Annotated in this window: 18 protein-coding genes; 7 read left to right on the top strand and 11 right to left on the bottom strand. The window is 64.5% G+C overall.

Features of this window, described 5'->3' with window-relative positions:
• The first annotated feature begins 17 nt into the window (after nucleotides 1-17).
• Nucleotides 18-1640: an MFS transporter gene (locus CH268_RS14195; RefSeq protein WP_094664707.1), complete on the top strand. Its 1623-nt coding sequence runs from the start codon at nucleotides 18-20 to the stop codon at nucleotides 1638-1640.
• Here the strand turns inward: CH268_RS14195 and CH268_RS14190 are convergent.
• The 3 genes from CH268_RS14190 to CH268_RS14180 all read right to left on the bottom strand — a co-directional run bounded on the left by CH268_RS14190 (nucleotide 1633) and on the right by CH268_RS14180 (nucleotide 4142).
• Entirely contained in the window at nucleotides 1633-2529 is an 897-nt protein-coding gene (locus CH268_RS14190; protein ID WP_094664705.1) for a glucose 1-dehydrogenase, read from the bottom strand. The two genes, CH268_RS14195 and CH268_RS14190, sit on opposite strands and share 8 nt — an antisense overlap.
• Before the next feature lie 144 nt (nucleotides 2530-2673).
• Nucleotides 2674-3027, bottom strand: a complete 354-nt coding sequence (locus CH268_RS14185; RefSeq protein WP_027497637.1) for an STAS domain-containing protein — start codon at nucleotides 3025-3027, stop codon at nucleotides 2674-2676.
• A 185-nt stretch (nucleotides 3028-3212) separates the two neighbouring features.
• Entirely contained in the window at nucleotides 3213-4142 is a 930-nt protein-coding gene (locus CH268_RS14180) for an aldo/keto reductase (RefSeq protein WP_094664703.1), read from the bottom strand.
• Nucleotides 4143-4295: 153 nt separating this feature from the next.
• Here CH268_RS14180 and CH268_RS14175 point away from each other — a divergent pair, with 153 nt between their 5' ends.
• Genes CH268_RS14175 through CH268_RS14150 form a run of 6 tightly spaced genes read left to right on the top strand, consistent with a single transcriptional unit; the run spans nucleotide 4296 to nucleotide 11553 of the window.
• The gene (locus tag CH268_RS14175) at nucleotides 4296-5312 is read left to right on the top strand and encodes a LacI family DNA-binding transcriptional regulator (RefSeq protein ID WP_094664701.1); all 1017 of its coding nucleotides are present in this window, start codon (nucleotides 4296-4298) and stop codon (nucleotides 5310-5312) included.
• Nucleotides 5309-6316, top strand: a complete 1008-nt coding sequence (locus CH268_RS14170) for a 2-hydroxyacid dehydrogenase (protein ID WP_094664699.1) — start codon at nucleotides 5309-5311, stop codon at nucleotides 6314-6316. Before CH268_RS14175 ends, CH268_RS14170 begins: the two co-directional genes overlap by 4 nt.
• Complete coding sequence (manD, locus tag CH268_RS14165; RefSeq protein ID WP_094664697.1) at nucleotides 6313-7530, top strand: D-mannonate dehydratase ManD; 1218 nt, start codon at nucleotides 6313-6315, stop codon at nucleotides 7528-7530. The genes CH268_RS14170 and manD overlap by 4 nt, the downstream gene beginning before the upstream one ends.
• A gap of 4 nt (nucleotides 7531-7534) precedes the next feature.
• Nucleotides 7535-9052, top strand: coding sequence for a mannitol dehydrogenase family protein (locus CH268_RS14160; RefSeq protein ID WP_094664695.1), 1518 nt, complete (start codon nucleotides 7535-7537; stop codon nucleotides 9050-9052).
• Nucleotides 9053-9104: 52 nt separating this feature from the next.
• On the top strand, nucleotides 9105-10469 hold the full coding sequence (locus CH268_RS14155; protein WP_094664693.1) for an MFS transporter: 1365 nt from the start codon (nucleotides 9105-9107) through the stop codon (nucleotides 10467-10469).
• Nucleotides 10470-10500: 31 nt separating this feature from the next.
• Nucleotides 10501-11553, top strand: a complete 1053-nt coding sequence (locus CH268_RS14150) for a zinc-binding dehydrogenase (RefSeq protein ID WP_094664691.1) — start codon at nucleotides 10501-10503, stop codon at nucleotides 11551-11553.
• A gap of 7 nt (nucleotides 11554-11560) precedes the next feature.
• On the opposite strand, the gene CH268_RS14145 is transcribed toward CH268_RS14150, so the two are convergent.
• From CH268_RS14145 to CH268_RS14110, 8 genes are all read right to left on the bottom strand, one after another.
• Nucleotides 11561-12145, bottom strand: coding sequence for a giguanylate cyclase (locus CH268_RS14145; RefSeq protein ID WP_094664689.1), 585 nt, complete (start codon nucleotides 12143-12145; stop codon nucleotides 11561-11563).
• A 94-nt stretch (nucleotides 12146-12239) separates the two neighbouring features.
• Nucleotides 12240-13325: a glycosyltransferase family 4 protein gene (locus CH268_RS14140; protein ID WP_032399504.1), complete on the bottom strand. Its 1086-nt coding sequence runs from the start codon at nucleotides 13323-13325 to the stop codon at nucleotides 12240-12242.
• A 39-nt stretch (nucleotides 13326-13364) separates the two neighbouring features.
• Nucleotides 13365-14630, bottom strand: a complete 1266-nt coding sequence (locus CH268_RS14135) for a hypothetical protein (protein WP_255182394.1) — start codon at nucleotides 14628-14630, stop codon at nucleotides 13365-13367.
• Nucleotides 14617-15726, bottom strand: a complete 1110-nt coding sequence (locus tag CH268_RS14130) for a glycosyltransferase (protein ID WP_032368233.1) — start codon at nucleotides 15724-15726, stop codon at nucleotides 14617-14619. Before CH268_RS14130 ends, CH268_RS14135 begins: the two co-directional genes overlap by 14 nt.
• Entirely contained in the window at nucleotides 15716-16981 is a 1266-nt protein-coding gene (locus CH268_RS14125) for a hypothetical protein (RefSeq protein WP_255182393.1), read from the bottom strand. Before CH268_RS14125 ends, CH268_RS14130 begins: the two co-directional genes overlap by 11 nt.
• Nucleotides 16982-17224: 243 nt before the next feature.
• Nucleotides 17225-18751, bottom strand: coding sequence for a flippase (locus CH268_RS14120; protein ID WP_094664687.1), 1527 nt, complete (start codon nucleotides 18749-18751; stop codon nucleotides 17225-17227).
• Complete coding sequence (locus tag CH268_RS14115; protein ID WP_094664685.1) at nucleotides 18751-19803, bottom strand: glycosyltransferase family 4 protein; 1053 nt, start codon at nucleotides 19801-19803, stop codon at nucleotides 18751-18753. Before CH268_RS14115 ends, CH268_RS14120 begins: the two co-directional genes overlap by 1 nt.
• Nucleotides 19713-21086: an O-antigen ligase family protein gene (locus CH268_RS14110; RefSeq protein WP_094664683.1), complete on the bottom strand. Its 1374-nt coding sequence runs from the start codon at nucleotides 21084-21086 to the stop codon at nucleotides 19713-19715. The genes CH268_RS14115 and CH268_RS14110 overlap by 91 nt, the downstream gene beginning before the upstream one ends.
• Nucleotides 21087-21114: the final 28 nt, after the last annotated feature.

Genomic DNA, 21114 nt, shown 5'->3' with positions numbered 1-21114 from the left:
TAGCCGGAGGGGATCTCATGCCGTCACTCACCACTTCTCGACACCGCGTAGAGGGTACGAAGCTTCGCGGCCGATATCTGGCTCTACTCGTGATCTGCGCAGCGGAGCTGCTCGTCGTACTGGACAACACCGTCGTCAACGTCGCCCTGCCGTCGATGGGGCTACAGCTACGCGCCGACATCAGCGGGTTGCAGTGGGTGGTCGACGCCTACACGCTGACGTTCGCGGGATTGCTGCTCGCTTTCGGCCACCTCGGAGACCGATACGGGCGCAAGAAGGTGATGATCATCGGCCTGGCAGGCATTGCGCTGATGTCGGTGGGCGGCGCGGTCGCCGCCGACCTCGGGCAGGTCGTCGCCGCCCGCGCCGCGATGGGAGTCTGTGCGGCGGCGGTCTTTCCGGCCACGTTGGCTCTCATCATCAATATCTTCACCGACGCCAAAGAGCGAGCGCTGGCCATCGCAGCGTGGACGGCGATGGCAGGTTTCGCCATCGCCATCGGTCCGACAGCGGGCGGCTTTCTGCTCGAGCACTTCTCGTGGCATTCGGTGTTCTGGATCAATGTTCCGGTTGCCCTGCTCGTTCTGGTGGCCGCACTGGCCTGCGTTCCGGAGTCGAGGGCCGAACATGTGGGCAAGTACGACCCTGTCGGAATCGTGCTGTCGTTGACGGGCATCACGGTGGTGGTGTGGGCGATCATCGAAGCGCCGCACAACGGTTGGTTGTCACCGGCGAGCATCGGAGGCTACATCGCCGGATGCGTCGCGCTTGCTGCGTTCGTGTGGTGGGAGTTGCGAACACCGTCTCCGGTACTGGACCTGAATCTGTTCCGAATCAGACGATTCTCGCTGCCCGCCTTGGCCATTGCTGTGGGGTACTTCAGTATGTTCGGCTTCCTGTTCATGATCACCCAGTATTTTCAGGGTGTCATGGAACTGACGCCGTTGCAGTTCGGCGTTCATTCACTGCCGTTCGCGGTATCCATCGCGGTCGGGGCACCACTCGCCACACTGATCGCGCAGCGAATAGGAACGACAGCCGTCATCGTCTTCGGACTCGTCGTGATGAGCATCGGCATGTTCATTGCCGGCCAGGTCGAGGTCGAAACCCCGTACCTGGGACCGGTCGTCGTCTCGATGATCTTGATGGGCCTCGGGTTGGCGATCGTGCAAGGCCCGGCCACCGAATCCATCATGTCGTCGGTGACGCTCGACGAAGCAGGTGCGGGCTCGGCGGTGAACGACACCACCCGTGAGGTGGGTGGAACACTCGGCGTCGCGGTGCTGGGCTCGATCGTCGCGTCGATCTACACCACGAAAGTAGGCCCCCGAATCGACGCCATTCCCGACGCAATCATGGAGCCCTACCAGAAGGCCTTTGCCCGGGAGACCGTCGTCAGCGTCATCGAAATCGTCAAAGCGCCGACCAACCCGATCTTCGCGACGCAGAAGGCGGAGCTCGTGTATGCGATGAAAGCCGCGTCTCTGGAGGGATTTCAGCTGGCGTCGTTCGTCACCGTCGGGGCCGCCATGGCATGCGCGATCGCTGTGGCGCTCTTCCTGCCATGGCGGCGGCCCGAAGGAGACGGGGTGCTGTTGGCGTGGCGGGCGTCGAAGTCCGAAGACCCCGAGATCAGTTGAACGGGGTGCCCCCGGTGACCGCAATGGTCTCGCCCGTGATGTAGCTGGACTCGTTCGAGGCCAAGAAGACGTAGGCCGGAGCCAATTCCGCGGGCTGGCCCGGGCGGCCCAACGGAACCGTCTCACCGAACTCGCCGTACTTCTCGGCAGGCATGGTCGCAGGAATCAGGGGAGTCCAAATAGGTCCGGGCGCAACGGCATTGACTCGAATGCCACGGCCGGCGAGGTCGCCGGCCAGGCCCTTGGTGAAAGCGACGATGCCTGCCTTGGTGGTGGCGTAGTCCAGCAACTCCGGCGACGGATTCGACGCCTGAATCGAGGTGGTGTTGATGATGGTGGAGCCCGCACCCATGACGGCGGCGGCGTGCTTCGAAATCCAGAACAAGGCATACAAGTTGGTCTTGAGCACACGGTCGAACTGGTCGGTGGTGATATCGGCGATGCCGCCCATCTGGGCCATCTGGAACGCGGCGTTGTTGACGACGATGTCGAGGCCTCCGAGAACCTCGACGGCAGTGTCGACCAACTTGGTGCACTGCGTTTCGTCGGTGAGGTCGCAGGCGATCGCTCGGCCAGACCGCCCAGCGGCTTCGATCAGGTCGACGGTCGCTTGGGCATCGGGGCCCTCGGATTCGAGATGAGCAATGACGACATCGGCACCTTCTCGCGCGAATGCCAGCGCCACCGCTCGTCCGATCCCGGAATCACCACCGGTGATCAACGCTTTTCGGCCGTGCAACCGATCCGAACCCCGGTACGACTTCTCGCCGTGATCCGGTGCGGTGACCATGTCGCGAGTCAATCCCGGATGCTCGAGCTCGGGCTGGTCGTCCCGATCGGGCATGGAGAAAGCAGTGGTGGGGTCGCTCTTGGTGAACTGGTCGGACATTGTCGATCCTTGCCTCGTGTGAAGAGGACCCATTGCGGCAAAACCAAAGCCGCCCCAGTTCTCGAGACGATTCACGGTCGTTACCGACTGGAGTCGCTGTCCACACGAGGTTTGCCGGTTGTACCGGCACGCAAACCTCGCGAATCAGCGCGCGGAGGGATCTTCCCCGATGAAGCTCGCACCCACCGCATCGAGCACCCGGCGCGCCGGCCGGGTAGGAGCGAAGACCTCGACGCGTCCGTCGGAACGTTCGACAGCATCGACGATCACGCTCGCGGCACCCGAGTACATGAAGTCCACCGCCGACAAGTCCAGCAGCACAACCGCATTGCCCCGCAGGGCACCGTCGAGGGCGTTCACCAAATCTGCTCGGGCACTCATGTCCAGCTCGCCGACGGCGCGAACAACGGTCAGATCGGGGGAGTAGGACTCGATACCGATCGAGTGGCGTCGAGCGGGGGCGGTGGAGCGAACATCGGTGAAATCGGAAACAGTCACGGTGCGAACCTCTCAGTTCGGGTGGCCTATCGAACCGGCGTGCTCGGTGTGGAACCCGAGGGCTGCAGGTTCCGGTGCACGCTGTCCCGTAATCCTGACAGCGCAACATCACCGAACCGAGCCTGCAACATCACGGATTCGTCGCTACTTGGTAACGGCAAGGTAACGCAGTTCGATGCCCGGCATCAGGGCAGTGTGTGACCCGCTGCGCGGAACAGGCCGTACCATTCCGCCCTGGTCAGGCGGATGTCCGACCCCGTAGCGGCCTCTACTATCCGATCCGGCGTGGTGGTCCCCAGGACCACCTGAATGTCGGCAGGGTGGCGTGTTATCCACGCGACCGCTATCGCAGCCGGTGTCGTGTCGTATCGGCCGGCAATGTCGTTGAGCGCATCGTTGAGGGCCGGGTAGTTTTCGCGATCTCCGACGAACACACCCGAGGAGGTCCCGCTCTGGAGTGGCGACCACGCTTGCACGGTGATGCCGCGTGCCCTCGCGTAGTCGAGCAACCCGTTGTCACGATCCACCGACTGGTCCAGCGCACCGATGTTGGCGGTCAGGCCCGCAGCGATCAGCGGTGAATGGACGACGCTCAACTGCATTTGGTCGAACAGAAGTGGTTGTGTGACTGCTGTTTCGAGCAATTCGATCTGACCGGGAGTGTGATTGGAAACGCCGAAACCGAGCACTTTGCCCGACGTGTGCAGTGTGTCGAATGCCGCCGCGACCTCGTCGGGCTCGACCAGGCTGTCCGGTCGATGCAGCAGCAGGGTGTCGAGATGATCGACGCCGAGTGCCGAGAGCGAACCCTCGACGGTCGACACGATGTGGTCTTCCGAGAAGTCGAAATAGCCGTCGCGAATGCCGACCTTGCTCTGAATGCTGACGCGCTCACGCTGCGACGGAGTGAGTGTCACCGCTTGTCCGAAGCGCTCCTCGCACCCGTGGGGTCTGCCGCCATAGATGTCGGCGTGATCGAAGACGGTCACACCCACGTCCAGGGCGGTGTCGACCAACCTGCGAATCCTGTCGTCGTCCAGGTCGAGGATGCGCATGAACCCGAGGACGATGCTCGACACGGTTGTGCCGGTCTGGGGGTGTGTAAAGGTGCGCAAGGTGAGTCTCCCTCTGTGCGGACGTGGTCGCAGTCGAGTGTGTCAAACCGCGGACCCAGTACGCCCGGGCCTCTGTTGCGCAAGGCGTTGACAATATTGCGCAACTTCTGCCATCGTTGTGCTTGGCATCACAAAGAACCCAGGAGGTGAACCGTGGCACCCACGCTCACGCAGGTCGCACAACGAGCAGGTGTGTCGCTGTCGACGGCATCGCGCGCCTTCAGCAACCCCGATCGGATCGGGGCGGACACGTTGGCTCGGATCATCGCCGTCGCCGACCAGATCGGCTACGTCGCGGCCTCGGGTCGGTCCTCCGACACCAGGGTCGCGGCAACGACGGTCGCAGTCGTGGTACCCGACATCGGCCACACCGTCTTCGCGAGCTTCGTCAAGTCTGCGCAAGCGCAGGGCTGGCATCGCAGGCAGACCATCGTCCTCACCGACACCGACGGAAGCGCAGACCGTGAGCGTGAAGTGATCGGTGACCTGCAGGGCCGAGTCGACGCTCTGATCGTCTGTGCTCCACGACTACCGGCCGAGGACATCGTGCAGCTGGCGGGCGACACACCGCTGGTGCTCGTCAACCGATCATCCAGCGAATGCGATTGTGTCGTGGCCGATTCCGAGGACGGTATCCGGCAGGCCGTCGATTACCTGGCAGCTCTCGGTCACACGCATCTCGCGTACGTCCAGGGATCACCGCAATCGTGGTCCAACGAGCGACGCGTCGACGCCGTCGAACAGTTCTGTGCGGCGCGAGGAATCGTGCTCGATGTACTGGGGTGGCAGCAGGAAACCTTGGCCGGTGGCCATGCTGCGGCTGCCAGCGTCGTTGCCACGGGTGCTACCGCCGTCATGACCCACAACGACCCCATGGCCATCGGCGTCATGAACGGGGTTCGGTCGATGGGCCTGGCAGTACCGGAAGACCTCAGCGTCATCGGCATCGACGATTCGCCCCTGGCCGAACTCGCGCATCCCGCTCTGACGAGTATCAACGTTCCGATGGGCCGTGCAGGCCTGGTGTCGTCCGATCTGGTGTTTCAGCGGGCAGTCGAACCGGAGTCGTCGCCCAGAACCATCCATCTCCCTACCCAACTCGTGGTCCGCGGCTCATCGGGGCCCGCTCGGATCCGCACTCTCGCACCAGGAAAGGACGACACGAAATGAAGGTCGTCATCGCAGATTCCAACCTCCTACCGCATCGTGGCCGCTTCGAGAGCCGAGTCGCCTCCGATATCGAGGTGTCGTGGCACGAGAAGTTCGACGTCGATGCACTCGTCGCGGACATCGCCGATGCGACCGTGTATGTCGGCGGAAAGTTCCCGGCCGCACTGGCCGAGGCGGCACCCGACCTGCGGCTGGTGCACGTTGCCGGGGCAGGCACGGACGGCGTTTCCTTCGACGCTCTGAGCCCGCAGACATTGGTGGCCAACACTTTTCACCACGAACGCTCGATTGCCGAATACGTCGTAGCCACCGCCGTCGTGCTCCGGCGCGGGTTTCTCGGCCAGGACCGCCTCATGCGGGAGGATCGGTGGGCGTCGCCGGTGTACGACCGCACGCTTCGGCAGTCGACTTCGCTGGGTTCGGCAACGGTGGGATTCGTGGGCTTCGGTCATATCGGTGCGCAGTCGTGGCAGTTGCTGCAGGCCTTCGGTTGCCGGGGCATCGCGGTCACAGGAAGCGGATCGGTGAACGCTGCCGAGAACGGATTGGCCTGGGCCGCATCGACCGATCGTCTGTCCGACCTGATGACCGAAGCAGATGTCGTCGTGGTGTCCGCACCACTGAACGAGCGCACCACCGGCATGATCGGCGACACCGAACTCGCAGCTCTCGGACCGGACGGCGTGCTGATCAACGTCGGGCGCGGCCCCCTCGTGCAGCAGGATGCACTGTTCGACGCGCTGTCCGCCGGATCGCTCGGCAGCGCCGCCATCGACGTCTGGTACGACTACCCGTCGGCCGACGGCATCGGTGCTCCCTCGCGGCATCCGTTCCACACGCTGCACAACGTCTTGATGACACCTCATTCTTCCGGCATCACACGCGAAACCTTCGAGGGTCGGGTCGACGACATCACCGCCAACATCGGTCGACTCGCCGCGCGCGAGCCGCTGACCGATGTCGTTGCCGGAGAGAACTTCACGGAGAAGGCAGAGCACTCGTGACCGACACGATCGTCGCTGCGGACGTCATCGTCTGCAGCCCTACGCGCAATTACGTCACGCTCAAAGTGACCACCGCAGACGGCGTCGTCGGCTACGGCGACGCGACCTTGAACGGCAGGGAACTCGCGGTGGCGTCGTACCTGCGAGATCATGTCGCGCCGCTTCTCATCGGCCGGGATCCCGCACGCATCGAGGACACCTGGCAATACCTCTACCGCGGTGTCTACTGGCGCCGTGGGCCGGTGACGATGGCCGCGATCGGCGCCGTCGATCTCGCCTTGTGGGACATCAAGGGCAAATCCCTCGGGCAACCCGTCTACCAGCTGCTCGGTGGAGCCGTCCGCGACCGCATTCTCTCGTACACCCACGCCACCGGCTGGGACACGTCGGAATTGATCGATTCCGTCGATCGACGTCGAGCACAGGGTTTTCGCGCCGTGCGGGCCCAATCAGGTGTTCCCGGCCTGGAGTCCGTGTACGGAGTGCACCGAGGCGCGCAGGGATACGAACCCGCAGGCCGTGGTGCCGTTCCCGTCGAAGAGGTCTGGGATACCGATGCCTATCTCAATCACGTTCCCGGGGTGCTCGCAGCGGTGCGTGACCACGTGGGATCCGAGCTCAAGCTGTTGCACGACGCGCACCACCGACTGACACCGCAACAGGCAGCGCGACTGGGCAAGTCGCTCGAGGACGTCGATCTGTTCTGGCTCGAGGACGTCACCACCGCCGAGGATCAAAGCGCCCTGCGGCTGGTGCGTCACCACACCACGACCCCGCTCGCGATCGGTGAAGTGTTCAACACCATCTGGGACTGCCAGCAATTGATCTCCGAGAAGCTGATCGATTTCATTCGGGTGGCCATCGCGCATGCCGGCGGTATCAGTCATGTCCGAAAGATCTTCTCGCTGGCCGAGGTACACCAGGTTCGCTGCGGACCGCACGGGCCCTCCGACGTCTCGCCGATCACCCTCGCCGCGAGCGTGCACCTCGGAATGGCCACCCCGAACTTCGGCATTCAGGAATTCATGGGCTACGACCCACTGGTCGACGAGGTGTTCCCGCACGCATGGTCGTTCGCCGACGGCTACCTGACCCCCGGTGACGCCCCCGGCCTGGGCGTCGACATGGACGAGTCGTTGGCCGCGCGGTACCCGTACGAGCCCGCGTATCTCCCCGTCGCTCGCCGCCTCGACGGCTCGATGACGGACTGGTGACGAGATGAGCGAATCCAGACTGACTCGTTCGGCACTCGCTCGCTCGGGGGCCGTCCCAGCACGACCGGACGGCACCGGAATCGTCCATCTGGGGCTGGGCAACTTCCATCGCGCGCATCAGGCCGTGTACACCGCTGCGGCACTGGCACAGGACGGCGGCTCGTGGGGAATTCTGGGCGTAGCGAACAGATCTCGCACGATTGTCGACGCCATGCTCGCTCAGGAACTGCTCTACGGCGTCGTCGAGATCTCGCCGTCGGGATCGAAGGTGAGCGTCCCCGGAGCGCACACGGGTGCCATGGTCGCCGCCGACGACCCCGCCGCCGTCGTACGGGCCATTGCGGACGAGGACGTCCGAATCGTGACGATCACCGTCACCGAGCTGGGCTACACGCTGTCGTCCCGGACGGGCTCTCTCGACCTCGAATCGACTGCAGTGCAACAGGACTTGCATCGGCCGGAAACGCCGACGACCACAGTAGGGCAGCTCGCGAGGGCTCTGGCGATGCGGGCGCGAACGCACGGGGCTCCCATCACCGTGGCCAGCTGTGACAACCTGCTGGGGAACGGTGATCGCACCGCTGCACTCGTGCGTCGGTTCTTGGACCGTTGCGGTGCGGACGACGTGCTCGAGTGGCTGGCGGCGGCGGTGACGTTCCCCAACTCCATGGTCGATCGCATCGTTCCGTCCAGCAGTGCGTTGTACGACGCCGAGTCCACCGCCGAGCTGGGCGCGGTGGACACCATTGCGGTGCCGGCGGAGCCGTTCACGATGTGGGTGATGGAGGACGAGTTCGCCGCAGGACGTCCCCGCTGGGAAGCCGGTGGTGCCGTGTTCACCGAGGACGTCGAACCGTACGAACTGATGAAGGTTCGACTGCTCAACGGAACCCACTCTCTCATAGCCTATCTCGGCGCACTCGACGGTCGCGCGACAATTCCGGACTCGATCGGTCGCCCGTTCGTGGAGGCCGCAGCTCGAGCAGTGTTGGTCGACGAATACCTCCCCACCGTGCCCGTTCCGGACGGGGTGGATATCGACGACTACATCGCCCAGCTGTTCGTGCGGTGGTCCAACTCCGCTCTGGGGCACAAGACCGCGCAGGTCGGTTCGGACGGCTCGGCGAAGCTCGCGCAGAGGATCCCGGACCCAGCGCTCCACCACCTACGAAACGGTGTTGTACCGCAACACCTTTCCTTGACCATCGCCGCCTATCTCTGCTGCGTGTGCCCGCCCGACGGTTTCGACCCGGGCCCGCATGCGCATGCGATGGCCGACCCTGCACGTGCGCGTTTGGCAGGACTTGCCGCTTCGGCAGCGTCCAGTGAGGATTTTGTCCGCTCGGTTCTCGAACGCGGCGACATACTCCCCATCGAGTTGGCGCAGTTTCCCGAATTCATCACACGCACAGCGGAATTGATGGATACTGTTGTTCGTCACGGTCCGATGGCCGCAGCCGTCGAAGCGGCGAGTTCTTCGCTCCGCCCCGTCGTCACGGCATCCCGGACCACACTCGACTGACCCATTCTCCTTCCTTCGTTCGGCCGAGGCCGAAACTCACCCGAGGACAACCATGGACACGACCACAGAACCGGCAGACTCTCCCAGAATCGCTCCGGCCCAACATGATCCGTCCGCCGTACGACGCGCAGCGTGGGCCGGCCTGATCGGAACCACACTCGAACAGTACGACTTCGTCATCTACGGCACAGCGTCCGCGCTGATCTTCAACAAGTTGTTCTTTCCCAACATCTCTCCGGCGGCCGGCATCATCGCCAGCTTCAGCGCGTACGCCGTCGGCTTCCTCGCCCGGCCACTGGGTGGACTGTTCTTCTCACGCTACGGTGACCGGCTCGGGCGCAAGTGGGTTCTGGTCGCCACGCTGATGCTGATGGGCGGCGCGACCATGGCCATCGGTCTGCTGCCGACGTTCGAGCAGGTGGGACTACTGGCCCCGGTGTTGCTGGTCCTGTGCCGATTCTTCCAGGGCTTCGGCGCTGGTGCCGAACAATCAGGTGGCGCAACGCTTCTGACGGAAACGGCCGCGATCGGAAAGCGTGGCAGATTGGCCGCTCTTGTCATGACCGGCGCGGCGCTCGGCACCGCTCTCGGAGCCATCGCCTGGATCCTCGCCCAGTTGCTTCCCGACGACCAGCTCATGTCCTGGGGCTGGCGGATGGTGTTTCTGAGCAGCATCCTGGTCACCGTGGCCGCGTTCATCATCAGACGCAAGCTCAACGAGTCACCGGTGTTCCATGAACTGAAGGCGGCACAGGAGCGACCCAAGGCGCCGGTGAAAGAAGTGTTCACCAACGGCAAGCGACCGCTGTTCATCGTCATGTTCATGACCGTCGGCATCAGCGCTCAGTCCTACACGTACCAGGTGTTCATGGCCTCCTACATGAAGAACGACATCGGCGTCGATCCCACGTTCATACCCAAGGTTCTGCTCATCGGCGCAATCTGCGGCGGCATCGCGGCCTGGGGCTTCGGATGGCTATCGGACAAGGTGGGTCGTAAGCCCGTGTACATCGGTATCGTCAGCCTGCTCGTCGTTCTTCCGGTTCCCACGTTCATGGCTCTCAGCACCGGTTCGCACGTACTGATCACCCTGGTGATGATCATCGGATTCATCCTGGCGTGCCAGGGGGCCGTCGGTGTCACGATGAGCTACTTCCCCGAGATCTTCGGGGCTCGATACCGGTACGCCGGAGTCACTCTCGGCCGCGAGTTCGCGTCCGTCTTCGGCGGCGGAATCGCTCCTCTGCTGTGCGCCGCACTGATCACCGCGTTCTCCGGATCCTGGGTCCCGGTCGCGGTCTACATGATGATCATGGCCGTCTCGGTGCTCGTCGCCGCAACCTTCGCACCGGAAACTCGGGATCGCGATCTGACCGATCCGGCCAACGCAACCGATCCGGTGCTCGACCGGGTCTGACCTGCCCACCTCGAACGGAACGGACGACACGATGACCACCGAACCGAATCCGGTGCCCGACAGAACGATTGCCTTGATCGCGTACGGCACCGATGACATCCGCGTCGAAACAGTGGCGGTGGCCGACCCCTCGCCGGACGAGGCGATCGTCGCAATTGCCTACGGCGGAATCTGCGGATCCGATCTGCACTACTGGAAGCACGGGGCGGCAGGACAATCGGTACTGAAGGCACCTATGCGGTTGGGACACGAGGCGTCGGGCACCGTGGTTCGGCGCGCAGGAGACGGCAGTGGCCCCGGTGAAGGCACCCCGGTCACCGTCCATCCGGCGACTCCCGCCGCCACCGGAGCGAAGTACCCGGTCGATCGTCCGAACCTGTCTCCCGGATGCCGCTACATGGGAAGCGCCGCGCAGGTACCGCACGACGACGGACTGTTCATCGGTCATGTCGCCGTCCCGACCCGAATGCTCAGAGTGTTGCCCGACGGTCTGGATCTGAGAATTGCTGCGTTGGCCGAGCCGGCGAGCGTCGCATGGCATGCCGTCGAGCGCGCCGGGACGGTGTCCGGCAAGACGGTTCTCGTCGTCGGGACCGGTCCGATCGGTGCCCTCATTGTGGCGGTCGCTCGCCGAGCCGGAGCAGCTCGGATCGTCGCGGTCGACCTCGAGGACTATGCGCTCGATGTGACGCGTCGACTCGGAGCGCATCGAACGATCGACGCCCGAGACGGGGCAGCAGTCGCGGCGGTCGAGGCCGATGTGACGTTCGAGTGCTCGGGCAACCACCATGGTCTGGCGTCTGCAATAGACGGCACGGCTCGCGGCGGTCGTGTCGTCATGGTGGGGTTGCCTGCGGCCGGGCCTCAACCGGTGCCGCTGTCATTGGCCATCACCCGGGAGATCGACCTGATCGGCTCGTTCCGGTTCAACACCGAGATGGACGACGTGATCCAAGCTCTGGCCGACGGTTCACTCGATGTGGCACCCGTCGTCACCGCGGAGTATCCGGTGGCAGACGCCCTCGACGCGTTCGCGCTCGCCGCCGATGCATCCCGATCGAGCAAAGTCCTGTTGACGTTCTGACGGGCTACTACTCGAATTCGGTTCGTATCGACTGTGTCGTGAGCTGCAGCATGAGCACGAAGCCAGTCAGCGTCACCACGATCGGGGCCCACAGCACCACCGCCACGAAGGTGTCCACATCGCGTTCCAGCACTATGTACACCGCGACGATCGACGTTCCCAACAAGCACAGGGCGATGTGAGCAGCGAGTCGCCATTTGTCGAAGAAGAAACCGGCCAACATTCCCATCGGGATGAGGAAGGTGCATTTGCCGAGGGTGACTTCCGGCGCGAAATTCGCGGTGATGGTGGCTCCGAAGATCGACAGATCGGCGATGACGACGAAGGCGAAGGCTTGCCCGAGCGTCGGCCACGGTCCGAACCACCAGAACGCGCCCATGACGTACGCGGCGATCATGCACGTCCATTGCACGATCGAGGGGATAGGGGTGGTCGCGCCGTACCCGAACGCCAGCTCGAGGGTGACCACGACGGCCATGGCCAGGGCGGCGGCGGACACGATCCGCTTGACGAGCGTCGTGACAGCGAGCGACGTCATCACGCCCATGCCCCATTGGTAATGCTCGTTGGACCTCGTCAGTGCGCGAGTCACAGTGCCCCCTCGTTCCAATCGGGAGTCGATTGAAACACAGTCGCACCGCCCGACGTTCGGCTTTCACCGAGTTCTGGCCGACGGCGCGGCACGATCAGCTGGTCAATTGGTGTAACAGCTCCGGCAGTGTCTCGCTGATGTCGTGCCGGCTGGCCACCCGATAGCGGGCGGCCTCACCGAGCAGCCGCCGTCGATCGGCGTCGTCGACCACCGCCGAGACGGCGGCAGCGAGAGCATCGGAGTTGCCGGGCTCGACCAGAATTCCAGCACCGTCGGCGAGGAATTCGTGCGTGCCACCGTGATCGCTTCCGATCACCGGCAATCCGTGCGACATCGCTTCCAAGACCGACAACGGACCTGCCTCGGGAGAAGTACTGGCCGACACAACGACATCCCACCTGCGAAGAGCGGACTCGGCATCGGTGTGCCCGAGGAACTCGACACGTCCGGCAAGATCCGGTTCCGCGGCGCGCGCGCGGAGTTCGTCGACGTATTCGCGATCACCGGGGAAGCTTCCCCCGGCCAATTCGACTCGGACGTCAGGGAGCATGGCGACGGCGTCGAGCAGCACGCGGTGCCCCTTCCACGGCGTCAACAACGCCAGCATCCCGACGACCGGCGGAGAGTGCAGCGCACCGCCGAACCGCGGAACCGGCCACGGCACGCCGTTGTGTGACACCACCACGGGGAGGCCGGCCTTACGCAGAGGTTCTGCGGTGGCCTCGGACACCGATACCGCAACGCGAACGGCAGGCCGGGCGAACCGGACCACCACACGCTGCTTGAGAGAGGTCATCGTGTCGTGGACGAGCCACGACGCCCCGCGAGCGGGCCGCGCAAACCGCGCCACCGGAAGCGCGAACAGCGAGTTGACGACCGTGGCGGTGCCCGGTGCGCGGGCGATCGTGCGCACGGCGCGCGCCGCCCCGACCCATCGTGCGACCATCCTGATCGCCGCGATACCGCGCGCGGCACCACGTTGCCCACCCAGTCCGAGCTCGTCGATGCGGACGTGCCGCGTCGTGTCGGGCAGGCGATCTGCCAATGGGCCTGCGGGGCAGGCGATCACGGTGGCATGGCCGCGGCGCGTGGCCTCGTCGATCAAATCCAGCAGCACCTTCTCGGCACCGGACACCTGGCCGGTGTGCGCGAGGAAGAGAACTGTCGATTCGTCGGTCATGTATCGGCCCGTCTGTGCGGCGAAGGTGGTTCTGGCGGATCAGTACGCATCGCGGAGCAGTGCCACTGGGTCTTCACACATCCTGCGTAGCGCTGCATCCATGACGGCCACATCGACCATCTTGCTGCAGAACGAGGCCGTATAGGTTCGGCCACCGGCGATTTCGGCGATGAGCATCGTGCAGCCGTCCGGACCGTCCGGTTCGAGCGACGCGGCCATCTGCGGGGGCCTGCCGTCGTCGGCCCAGTCGAGGTGGTCGAACACCCGCACTTTCCCGAGGTCGCTCACGGCCAGCCGCAAGGTCTCGGGTACCTCGACAACCGAATTCTTGTCCTGCGACGGTGCAGACGGCCGAATGCGTGACGCCACATCGCGAAGATGTGACATGCCCAGTACCGCGATGGGCCAGCCGGATTCGATCACCTCACGCATCGATGCGGCGATTCGGACGGGCGTCGTGTCGGGAGGAAGATGCAGGGGGATACCGACGGCAAAGTTCCCGTGTGCGCCCTGCTGGGCCGGATCGAGATAGCGGCGGCTGTTGAACAACACCATGATGTGCTCGTCGACGTCGACGGATTCCGCTCGTAGCGCCGCGCTCCACAGGGCAATCGAGATCGACGCAGCGGTCGCTCCGGGCAGGTTCTCCGCAGTCCAGTTCTTCAGCTCGTCCACGTCGGCTTTGCTCATGTACCCGGCCCGGCTGACCTTTCCGGCTTCCCAGTTCTCGATCCGACGACGGGGACCGGACCCGCCGTCCGCTGCGCGCCGGTGTCGAGCACGCAGTGACCAGAAGTCCGCCAGCGTCTTCGGATGTCGAGAGTAGTGCCGCCACAGAGCTTTCCATGTCGTGCTCGGTGGCAAGCCTACGGCGAGGCCGGGAACCAGTGATCCGTCGGCATCGTCGCAGAATGCCGCCAACATCAGGACGCCGATCTGGCCGTCCCCGATTCCGTGCGAATAGTCGATGGCGAGGTGATCGTCGAACACGACCACCTCGAGTGGACCGCGAGCACCTTGTCGCGACCGAATGTCGGTGAGCATCTGCCCCAGGTCTTCGGTGCCGCCACTGCTCGTGGTGACATTGTCGCCGGCGATGTTGCTGCGGTAGCGCCACCGTCGAGCATCGGAGCGTGGTTCCAGCGCGATGTGCGGCTCCGCGTCGACGTGTTCGGCGGCGGTGAGCGTTCGACGCGTCCGCTCGATGTCGAGACCGCGGACGGGCCCGACCGCGGTGACTATCCGGGTGTCGGCGAAGACGCGATCCAGTGCAGTCGAGCGATAACTACGCTCAGCGGACGGCATCGACGACCTCCTGCATTCGACTGCGGAAGTTGGCCCGTGAGAAGCCTTCCGCCCATCTACGAATGGCGGCGCGATCGTAGTCGGCTGGGTCGAACGAGCGCATGGCCTCGGCGAACCCGGCGATGACGGCCTCGTCGGAGCCCGGCTGTACATGCAAGCCGGTCTCACCGGGAATCACCGAGTCCACGGCCCCGCCGTCTCCCAGTGCGATGACCGGTGTTCCGGTGGCCATGGACTCGACCGGGACTATGCCGAAATCCTCCACTCCGGGCATCAGCAGGGCGCGCGTCGTGCGGTGCAGTTCGAGAAGCTTCTCGTGCGAAACCCGCCCCAGGAAGGTCGTTTTGGGTCCGGCCAGTTCCCGGCAGGCGTTCATTGCACGGCCGTCTCCCGCTACCACGAGGGGAACGTCGGCCTCGGCGGCGGCGCGAACCGCGATGTCAGGACGCTTGTAGGGGACCAGGCGGCCGGCAAGCAGGAAGAAGTTCTCACGCTCGATCGACGGATCCGGCGTGAAACCCTCGGTGTCGACCGGAGGATGGACCACCACGGCGTCGTCTCGGCCCCACCAGTCATCGATGCGGCGAGCGACCGCTGTCGAATTGGCCACCACGGTCGTCAGTTTCGGTGCGGCGGCGATCTCGCATCGACGGGCAACGGCCGACAGTGCCGTCAGTATCGCTGCTCCGGCTCTGCCGCCGCCTTCACCTGCGCGAAGTTCGGGATCCCAGGCCCATCGTGCGGGACTGTGCACGTAGGCGATCACGGGGGAGTCGGTGGCGAACACGGCCTGAGTCGCGAAGGCATGATGGCTCACCACGACGGCGTCGTAACCGCGCAGTGGCATCCGACGAAAGGCCAACGGCATCATCGGAAGAACGGGTGCGTACGACCGTTGGCCCAATGCGTTGTACACCCGATTGAGGGCGGACGTGTGCGGCGCGCGGCTGATTCCGGACGGAACCCCGGACGGGCGGGAGATGGGCGCGAACACCTCGGCAGCGGGCCAGTGCAAGGCCAGCTGTTCGATGACGTGCTCGGATCCTGCGATCTCCGTGAATCTTTCGTGTACGACGGCAATTCTGTCAGCTGGCATGGCGTTGGCCTTCCGGCGCGATCGTCTGCGCGGTCTGTTCTGCTCGTCGGGTCGAGTTCTTGTTCTGCAATACCAGGTGTACGGGAATGTCGAAGTCGTCGAGCCGTCGAAGCGCTGCAGTTGCTGCCTTCTTGTCCCGTCCACGCTTCGACACCAGCACGACGACGGTCTCGACGTCACCGACGTCGGTGTACTGCCACCACTGCTCCGACAGGCCGAATTCGGCGGTGGCTCGATGGTGGCCGGTGGTCGGTCCGTCGCCGTGCGTCGACTCGAAGACTGCACCTTCGCCGACCAGGACGAGAATCACGCTGTCGCCCTTCGGGGCTGCGTGTCGCGCACTTCTCGATGCCGATCGGTCGCCACGCTCGAGAGCAGCGATCCGGGAAGCCACGACGGGCGGTACCGTGTCGCCGGTTGCCGGGTCGAAGTGTGCACCGTATTTTCGGGACACCCGACGAGCCCAGGAGCGAGAGGGCTTGCGGCCGAGCCTTCCTCGAAGCAACACGATCAGTTCGGCCGCGACGATGAGTGCAGCCAGAGCTGCGACGAGTGCCTCCGAGACCGGTTTCGGTGAGACCGGGGTCGTGCTCTGCTCTGGTTTCGACAACACGACCAGTCGATCTCCGCTGGCAGCTGCTTCGAGTTCGCTCTGCTGGGTGCGTAGTTGGGCCAGTTCGGACAGTGCCGCAGGTCGACTCGGATCGTCGGCAGGCAGAGCGTCCACCCGAGCCTGTTGCGCGTCGACGGTGGACTGCCCCTCGGCCGTTCGTTCCTGCGAGTCGCGGATCGCGTTGGCGGAGGACGTACTTGCCATCGTCGACACCATCGCCTCGGCCAGTTCCGCGGCGAGTTCGGGAGATCGGGTCGTCACGGTCACTGTCAGCAGCGCGGGTGAGGTGCCAGGAGACAGTTCGACGCTCGAGGCCAGTTGCGACGCGTCCATATCGGCGTCGACCTGTTCCAGGACCTGATCGAGAACGCTGCGATCGGTGGCCAATTCGATGAACGGTGCGCGCATCTGCTCGATGAACGCGTCACCGGGAACGAGGGTTTGGGCAGGTTCGATCTCCGCGACGATCGACGCGGCGTACTGCTTGTCGGTGAGTTCGCTCCTGAGGTAGAACATGCCTGCACCGACCAACACGGCAATGATCACGGCGGGCAGCAATGCCCGGCCGAGTTCGCGCATGTGTCCTGCGAGGTCGATCGGTGGGGGCACGTCGCCCCGGTGTACGGCATCGTGGACGGACATCAACCGCGTACCCTTCCGTCGTCGATGCGAGCGGATGGACCGCTTCGGTGGTTCGTGGAGCCGACAGGCTCGATGATAGCTGGGAGTGGATACAGTCCGCGTAGCCGTGCCGACTGCGAATGAAACTGCATCTCAACGACATTGGAATAGCAGGGGCGGTGGTCGAAAAAGATAGTGAAACCGAACTTCGGCTCCGAAGCCTGCCGCCGGAATCGGGCGATTCGTCTGTTGTGTATCCGCTTCTCACTGCACGTGCGCACGGTGTCGTCCTTTCTCGGCTGATCCCGGCATCGGTGACTCGACGACTCCGATGGCAACGAACGCGGCCAGCGAGGTCGCGACCAGTAATGCCGCCCCGACGGATACGAGCAGCCACAGGCCGGGGTAGTGCTGTACCAGGAACCAGCCGCCGACCGTGACGGCCGCGGTGATCACGACGACGACCGAAAGGGACTGCACCGGAAGTAGTCCGGGGATGGGCATGCTTCGCGCTATCACGATCCACAGCAGGACGAGGGTGGTTCCGATCGTCGCGACCGTGGAGATGGCAGCTCCGTCATAAGACATCCGTGGGATCAGCACGAGGTTCAACCCGATGTTCAGGGCCAGGCCGACCAACGCAACCACGGGGTAGTGACGCTGCATCCCGGCCGAGGCCAGGAGAAAGATGCCCAGCATCACCAACGACATCAGTGCCGCGCCGATGACGAGCAGCCGGGCCGCGTGTGCTCCGTCCACAAATCTGTCGCCGTACAAAAGGCCGATCAACGGCTCGGCCGACGGTACGAATGCCGCCACGGCCATTGCACCGAAGACTGCGAACAGCAGTGCGGCCGAACGGGTACGCGCTCGAAATGCCGCGGTGTCGTGGGGCCACGACGCCACGAGCAGGGTGCTGATCGGTGCCACTGCCGCCAACACGAAGGTGTCGATCATGTCGGAGAATTTGTAGCCGATCGAGTACAGACCGACGGCCTCGAACGTGTCGAGGAGGCTGAGCATCAGCATGTCGATCTTGAGCATGGCAATGGTGAGGGCGAAGCCGATGGCGAGGGGCACGGCCTCTCTCAGGTACGGGCCCCAGCGGCGCACCTCGATGTGCCTCGACGGTCGCAACCCCATGGAACGGTTGCCTATGCCGAACCCCTTGGTGATCAGTTTGAACACTTCGTTGACCACAGCGGGCAGTACGAAGATCAGCAGGGTGGGAGCAAGCACGGCAGCCAACACGGTCAGGGCCAACTGGATTGCCTGACCGGCACTTTCGGCGACGGCCACCAGAATCAGCCGATGACGACTCTGGAAGAGGACGCTCAGAGCGTGGCCCGGTGTGGCGAAGACGACCACCAGTCCACCCAGCACCGTGGCGAGGACCACCTCGCTCGGATACTGCAGCAGGAGAACGTATGCCACGGCCAGTACGTAACCCACCAATCCGAGGACAGTACGCAGTGCCAGAAACGACGACGCGGTTCGACCGATTTCCTCGGGATCGTCGTCCATCAATTTCGCCAGCACGACGCGTCCGACTCCCAAGTCGGTGACGACGGACATCAGGCCCAGCAGTGCGAAGACGAAGCTGAACTGGCCCCACTCGTCCGCGCCGAGGGACCTCGCGACGACGACACTGCCGACCCAGCCCAGCGCCGCGATGATCACTCTGCTGATCAGAACGGCAATCGTCGCCTTGGCTGCGGCCTTCGGATCCGCTGCTATCGCGCGGTAGTCCGGGGGCTGCTCGGTGCCGTCGAGCGCGAGCTCGTCCGACATCAGACCACGCCCGCGGCTCGATACGCGTCGGCAGTGAGCTCAGCCGTTCGACGCCAACTGATCTCGCGGGAAGCAACCGCTGCCGCGCCGACGAGGGCTGCGCGTGCGTCCGCGTCGAAAGCGATGGGTTTCATCGCGTCTACCCAGTCGTCCACGTTCTCCGATGCGACGAGCACGGCACCGTCGCCGACGACGTCGGGGAGGGCACCGACTGCACTGGCGACGACCGCGCCGCCCGAGGCCATGGCCTCGACCGGTGGGAGCCCGTAGCCCTCGTACCGAGAGGCGTACGCGGTGACGGTCGCGGCTGCATAGAGGGCAGGCAGGTCCTCGACATCGACGTACCCGAGCCCGCGGGAATTGCGGGGAGCGTGGGGACCGGTCGAGCCGGCTCCGGCCAGCAGGCACGGGATACCCAGACTCTCCGCTGCGTCGGCCACCAGCTGAACGTTCTTGCGAGGCTCCACCGTTCCGACCTGTATGACGAAACGGTCCGGTAGGTCGTACTTGGACCGAACAGCGTCCACTCGGCTGTCGGTGGGGACTTCTGCCCACGCTGCGGGTGCCAGGCCGACGACGGTGGCGTCGCGGCCGCTGACGGCCTTGATCCGGTCGGCAGTGAACTGCGAGACAGCGATGAGCAGATCGGCACGGCGCAGAGCTCGCCGCACCAGTCTCTGTTCACCGAGCGCGCGAAATCTACTGGAGGCCGACGGCATGTCGATGACCGAAAGATCGTGCACCGTGGCGACTGTGAAGGCCTTCGTGAGAAACGGAAGGTCGACGTCCAGGCCGTGTACGACATCGCACCGGCCGACGGGGAGTGCGCCGAGCACCGCCCGAGCCGCGCCGCTGGTGACAGGCCGTTCCATCGCCCGAACCGAGGGTGGCAGCTCACCGACGGCGTCGCGCTGCACGACCGCGGTGAGATCGGCGTCGGGCAGACGATCCGGTAGCTCGTTCAGGAGCTCGCGAATGTAGGTCTGTACTCCACTTCCGCCCGGCCTGAGGGCGAGCGCCCCGAAGACGATTTGTGTTGCGCTGCTGCGCATCCCACCACTCCTAACAAGAGCCAGAAATAGACATCGATCGGAAAGATCTCGAAATACGTGGAGACCAGACTGGCGAACATGGCGGCGACGATCGAAGCGCCGACGCCGAGAGCGAGCGCCCCGTCGTCGCCCCGTAGTGCCCGGGACAGGCGTGTGCACCACAGCAACGACGTCACCAACAGCGCCACCACCGCCCAGAGGCCGATCGGCCCCAGTTCGAGCAGGGCCTTCACGTAGTAGTTGTCGGGTTGGTAATTGGTCGAGAGTCCAGATTGAGTGAACGCTCGGCCCTCGGCGGTGGAAATGCGGTCTGCGGCAGATCCACTCGATCCCAGACCCGTGCCGAAGGGATGAATCAGGATGCTGGCGATGATGTTGGCCCAACCGTCACCGCGTTGACCCAGACTGCTGGACGAGAAGAAGACCGACGTGATCTTGGGTACGAAGGGGACCGTGACGGCGACGGCCAGAGCCGCCAGAGCAAACGGCGCGGCGAGGTATCGAAAACGCACGGCGATCAAGTAGATGACCCCGACCGCGAGCCCGAGAATCGCTCCACGCACGATCGAACTGGACATCGCGACCACCATCATCGGAGACGCGCAGAGAAACAACAAGTTTCGACGACGGCGCGGATCGGCCAGTGCGACCGCACCGCCGACGAGCAACGCCAACATCACGTACAGCCCGAACGGGAACGGCAGGTTGAACGTGCTGAACGTGCGCAGCAGCCCGCCCGATGTTCGGACCTGCGTGCCGTATTCGTAACCCAGCGACACCAGTGCGGCGGGCCCGGCCACCAATTGAGCGATGCCGACGGCAGACGTGAACACACCCATGCCCATCAGAACCGAGACGAGGTGGTCACGGTCTTTGGCGTCGAACGGCGCGAGCCACATGACTACTACCAGCAGAACGTAGAAGAAGGTGACCTTGATGCCGAACAGACCGACTATTCCGAACGTGGCGAATGCAGACACGCTGCCGAACACGACGAACACCGCAGCCGCCGGCCACCACGGCACGAACACCCGAGCAGGCGAGCCGGGGACATGTCGTGGTCGGCGTAGCCACGCACACAGAACGGTGAAGACGACAAGGCCTTCCTTCCAGCCCGACACGACCCCGGGAAGGGGAACGAGAACCAGAAGTCCGTGCAGTGGAACCAATCCCGCCAACAGCAACACTCCACGTTGCGGGCGGCGGTAGATGGCCGATGCCACCGCGCAGCCGAGAACGAGGACCACCGCTGCGCCGAAAGCAAGCGCAACGTACGTGATCACGGGGTGACCCGAACGTGGCGGTGTTCGG

Source organism: Rhodococcus sp. 06-1460-1B, assembly GCF_002258475.1.
GTDB classification, from domain to species: domain Bacteria; phylum Actinomycetota; class Actinomycetes; order Mycobacteriales; family Mycobacteriaceae; genus Rhodococcoides; species Rhodococcoides fascians.
Note: the sequence above shows the minus strand (reverse complement) of the source record. Positions and strands in the feature narration are given on the sequence as shown.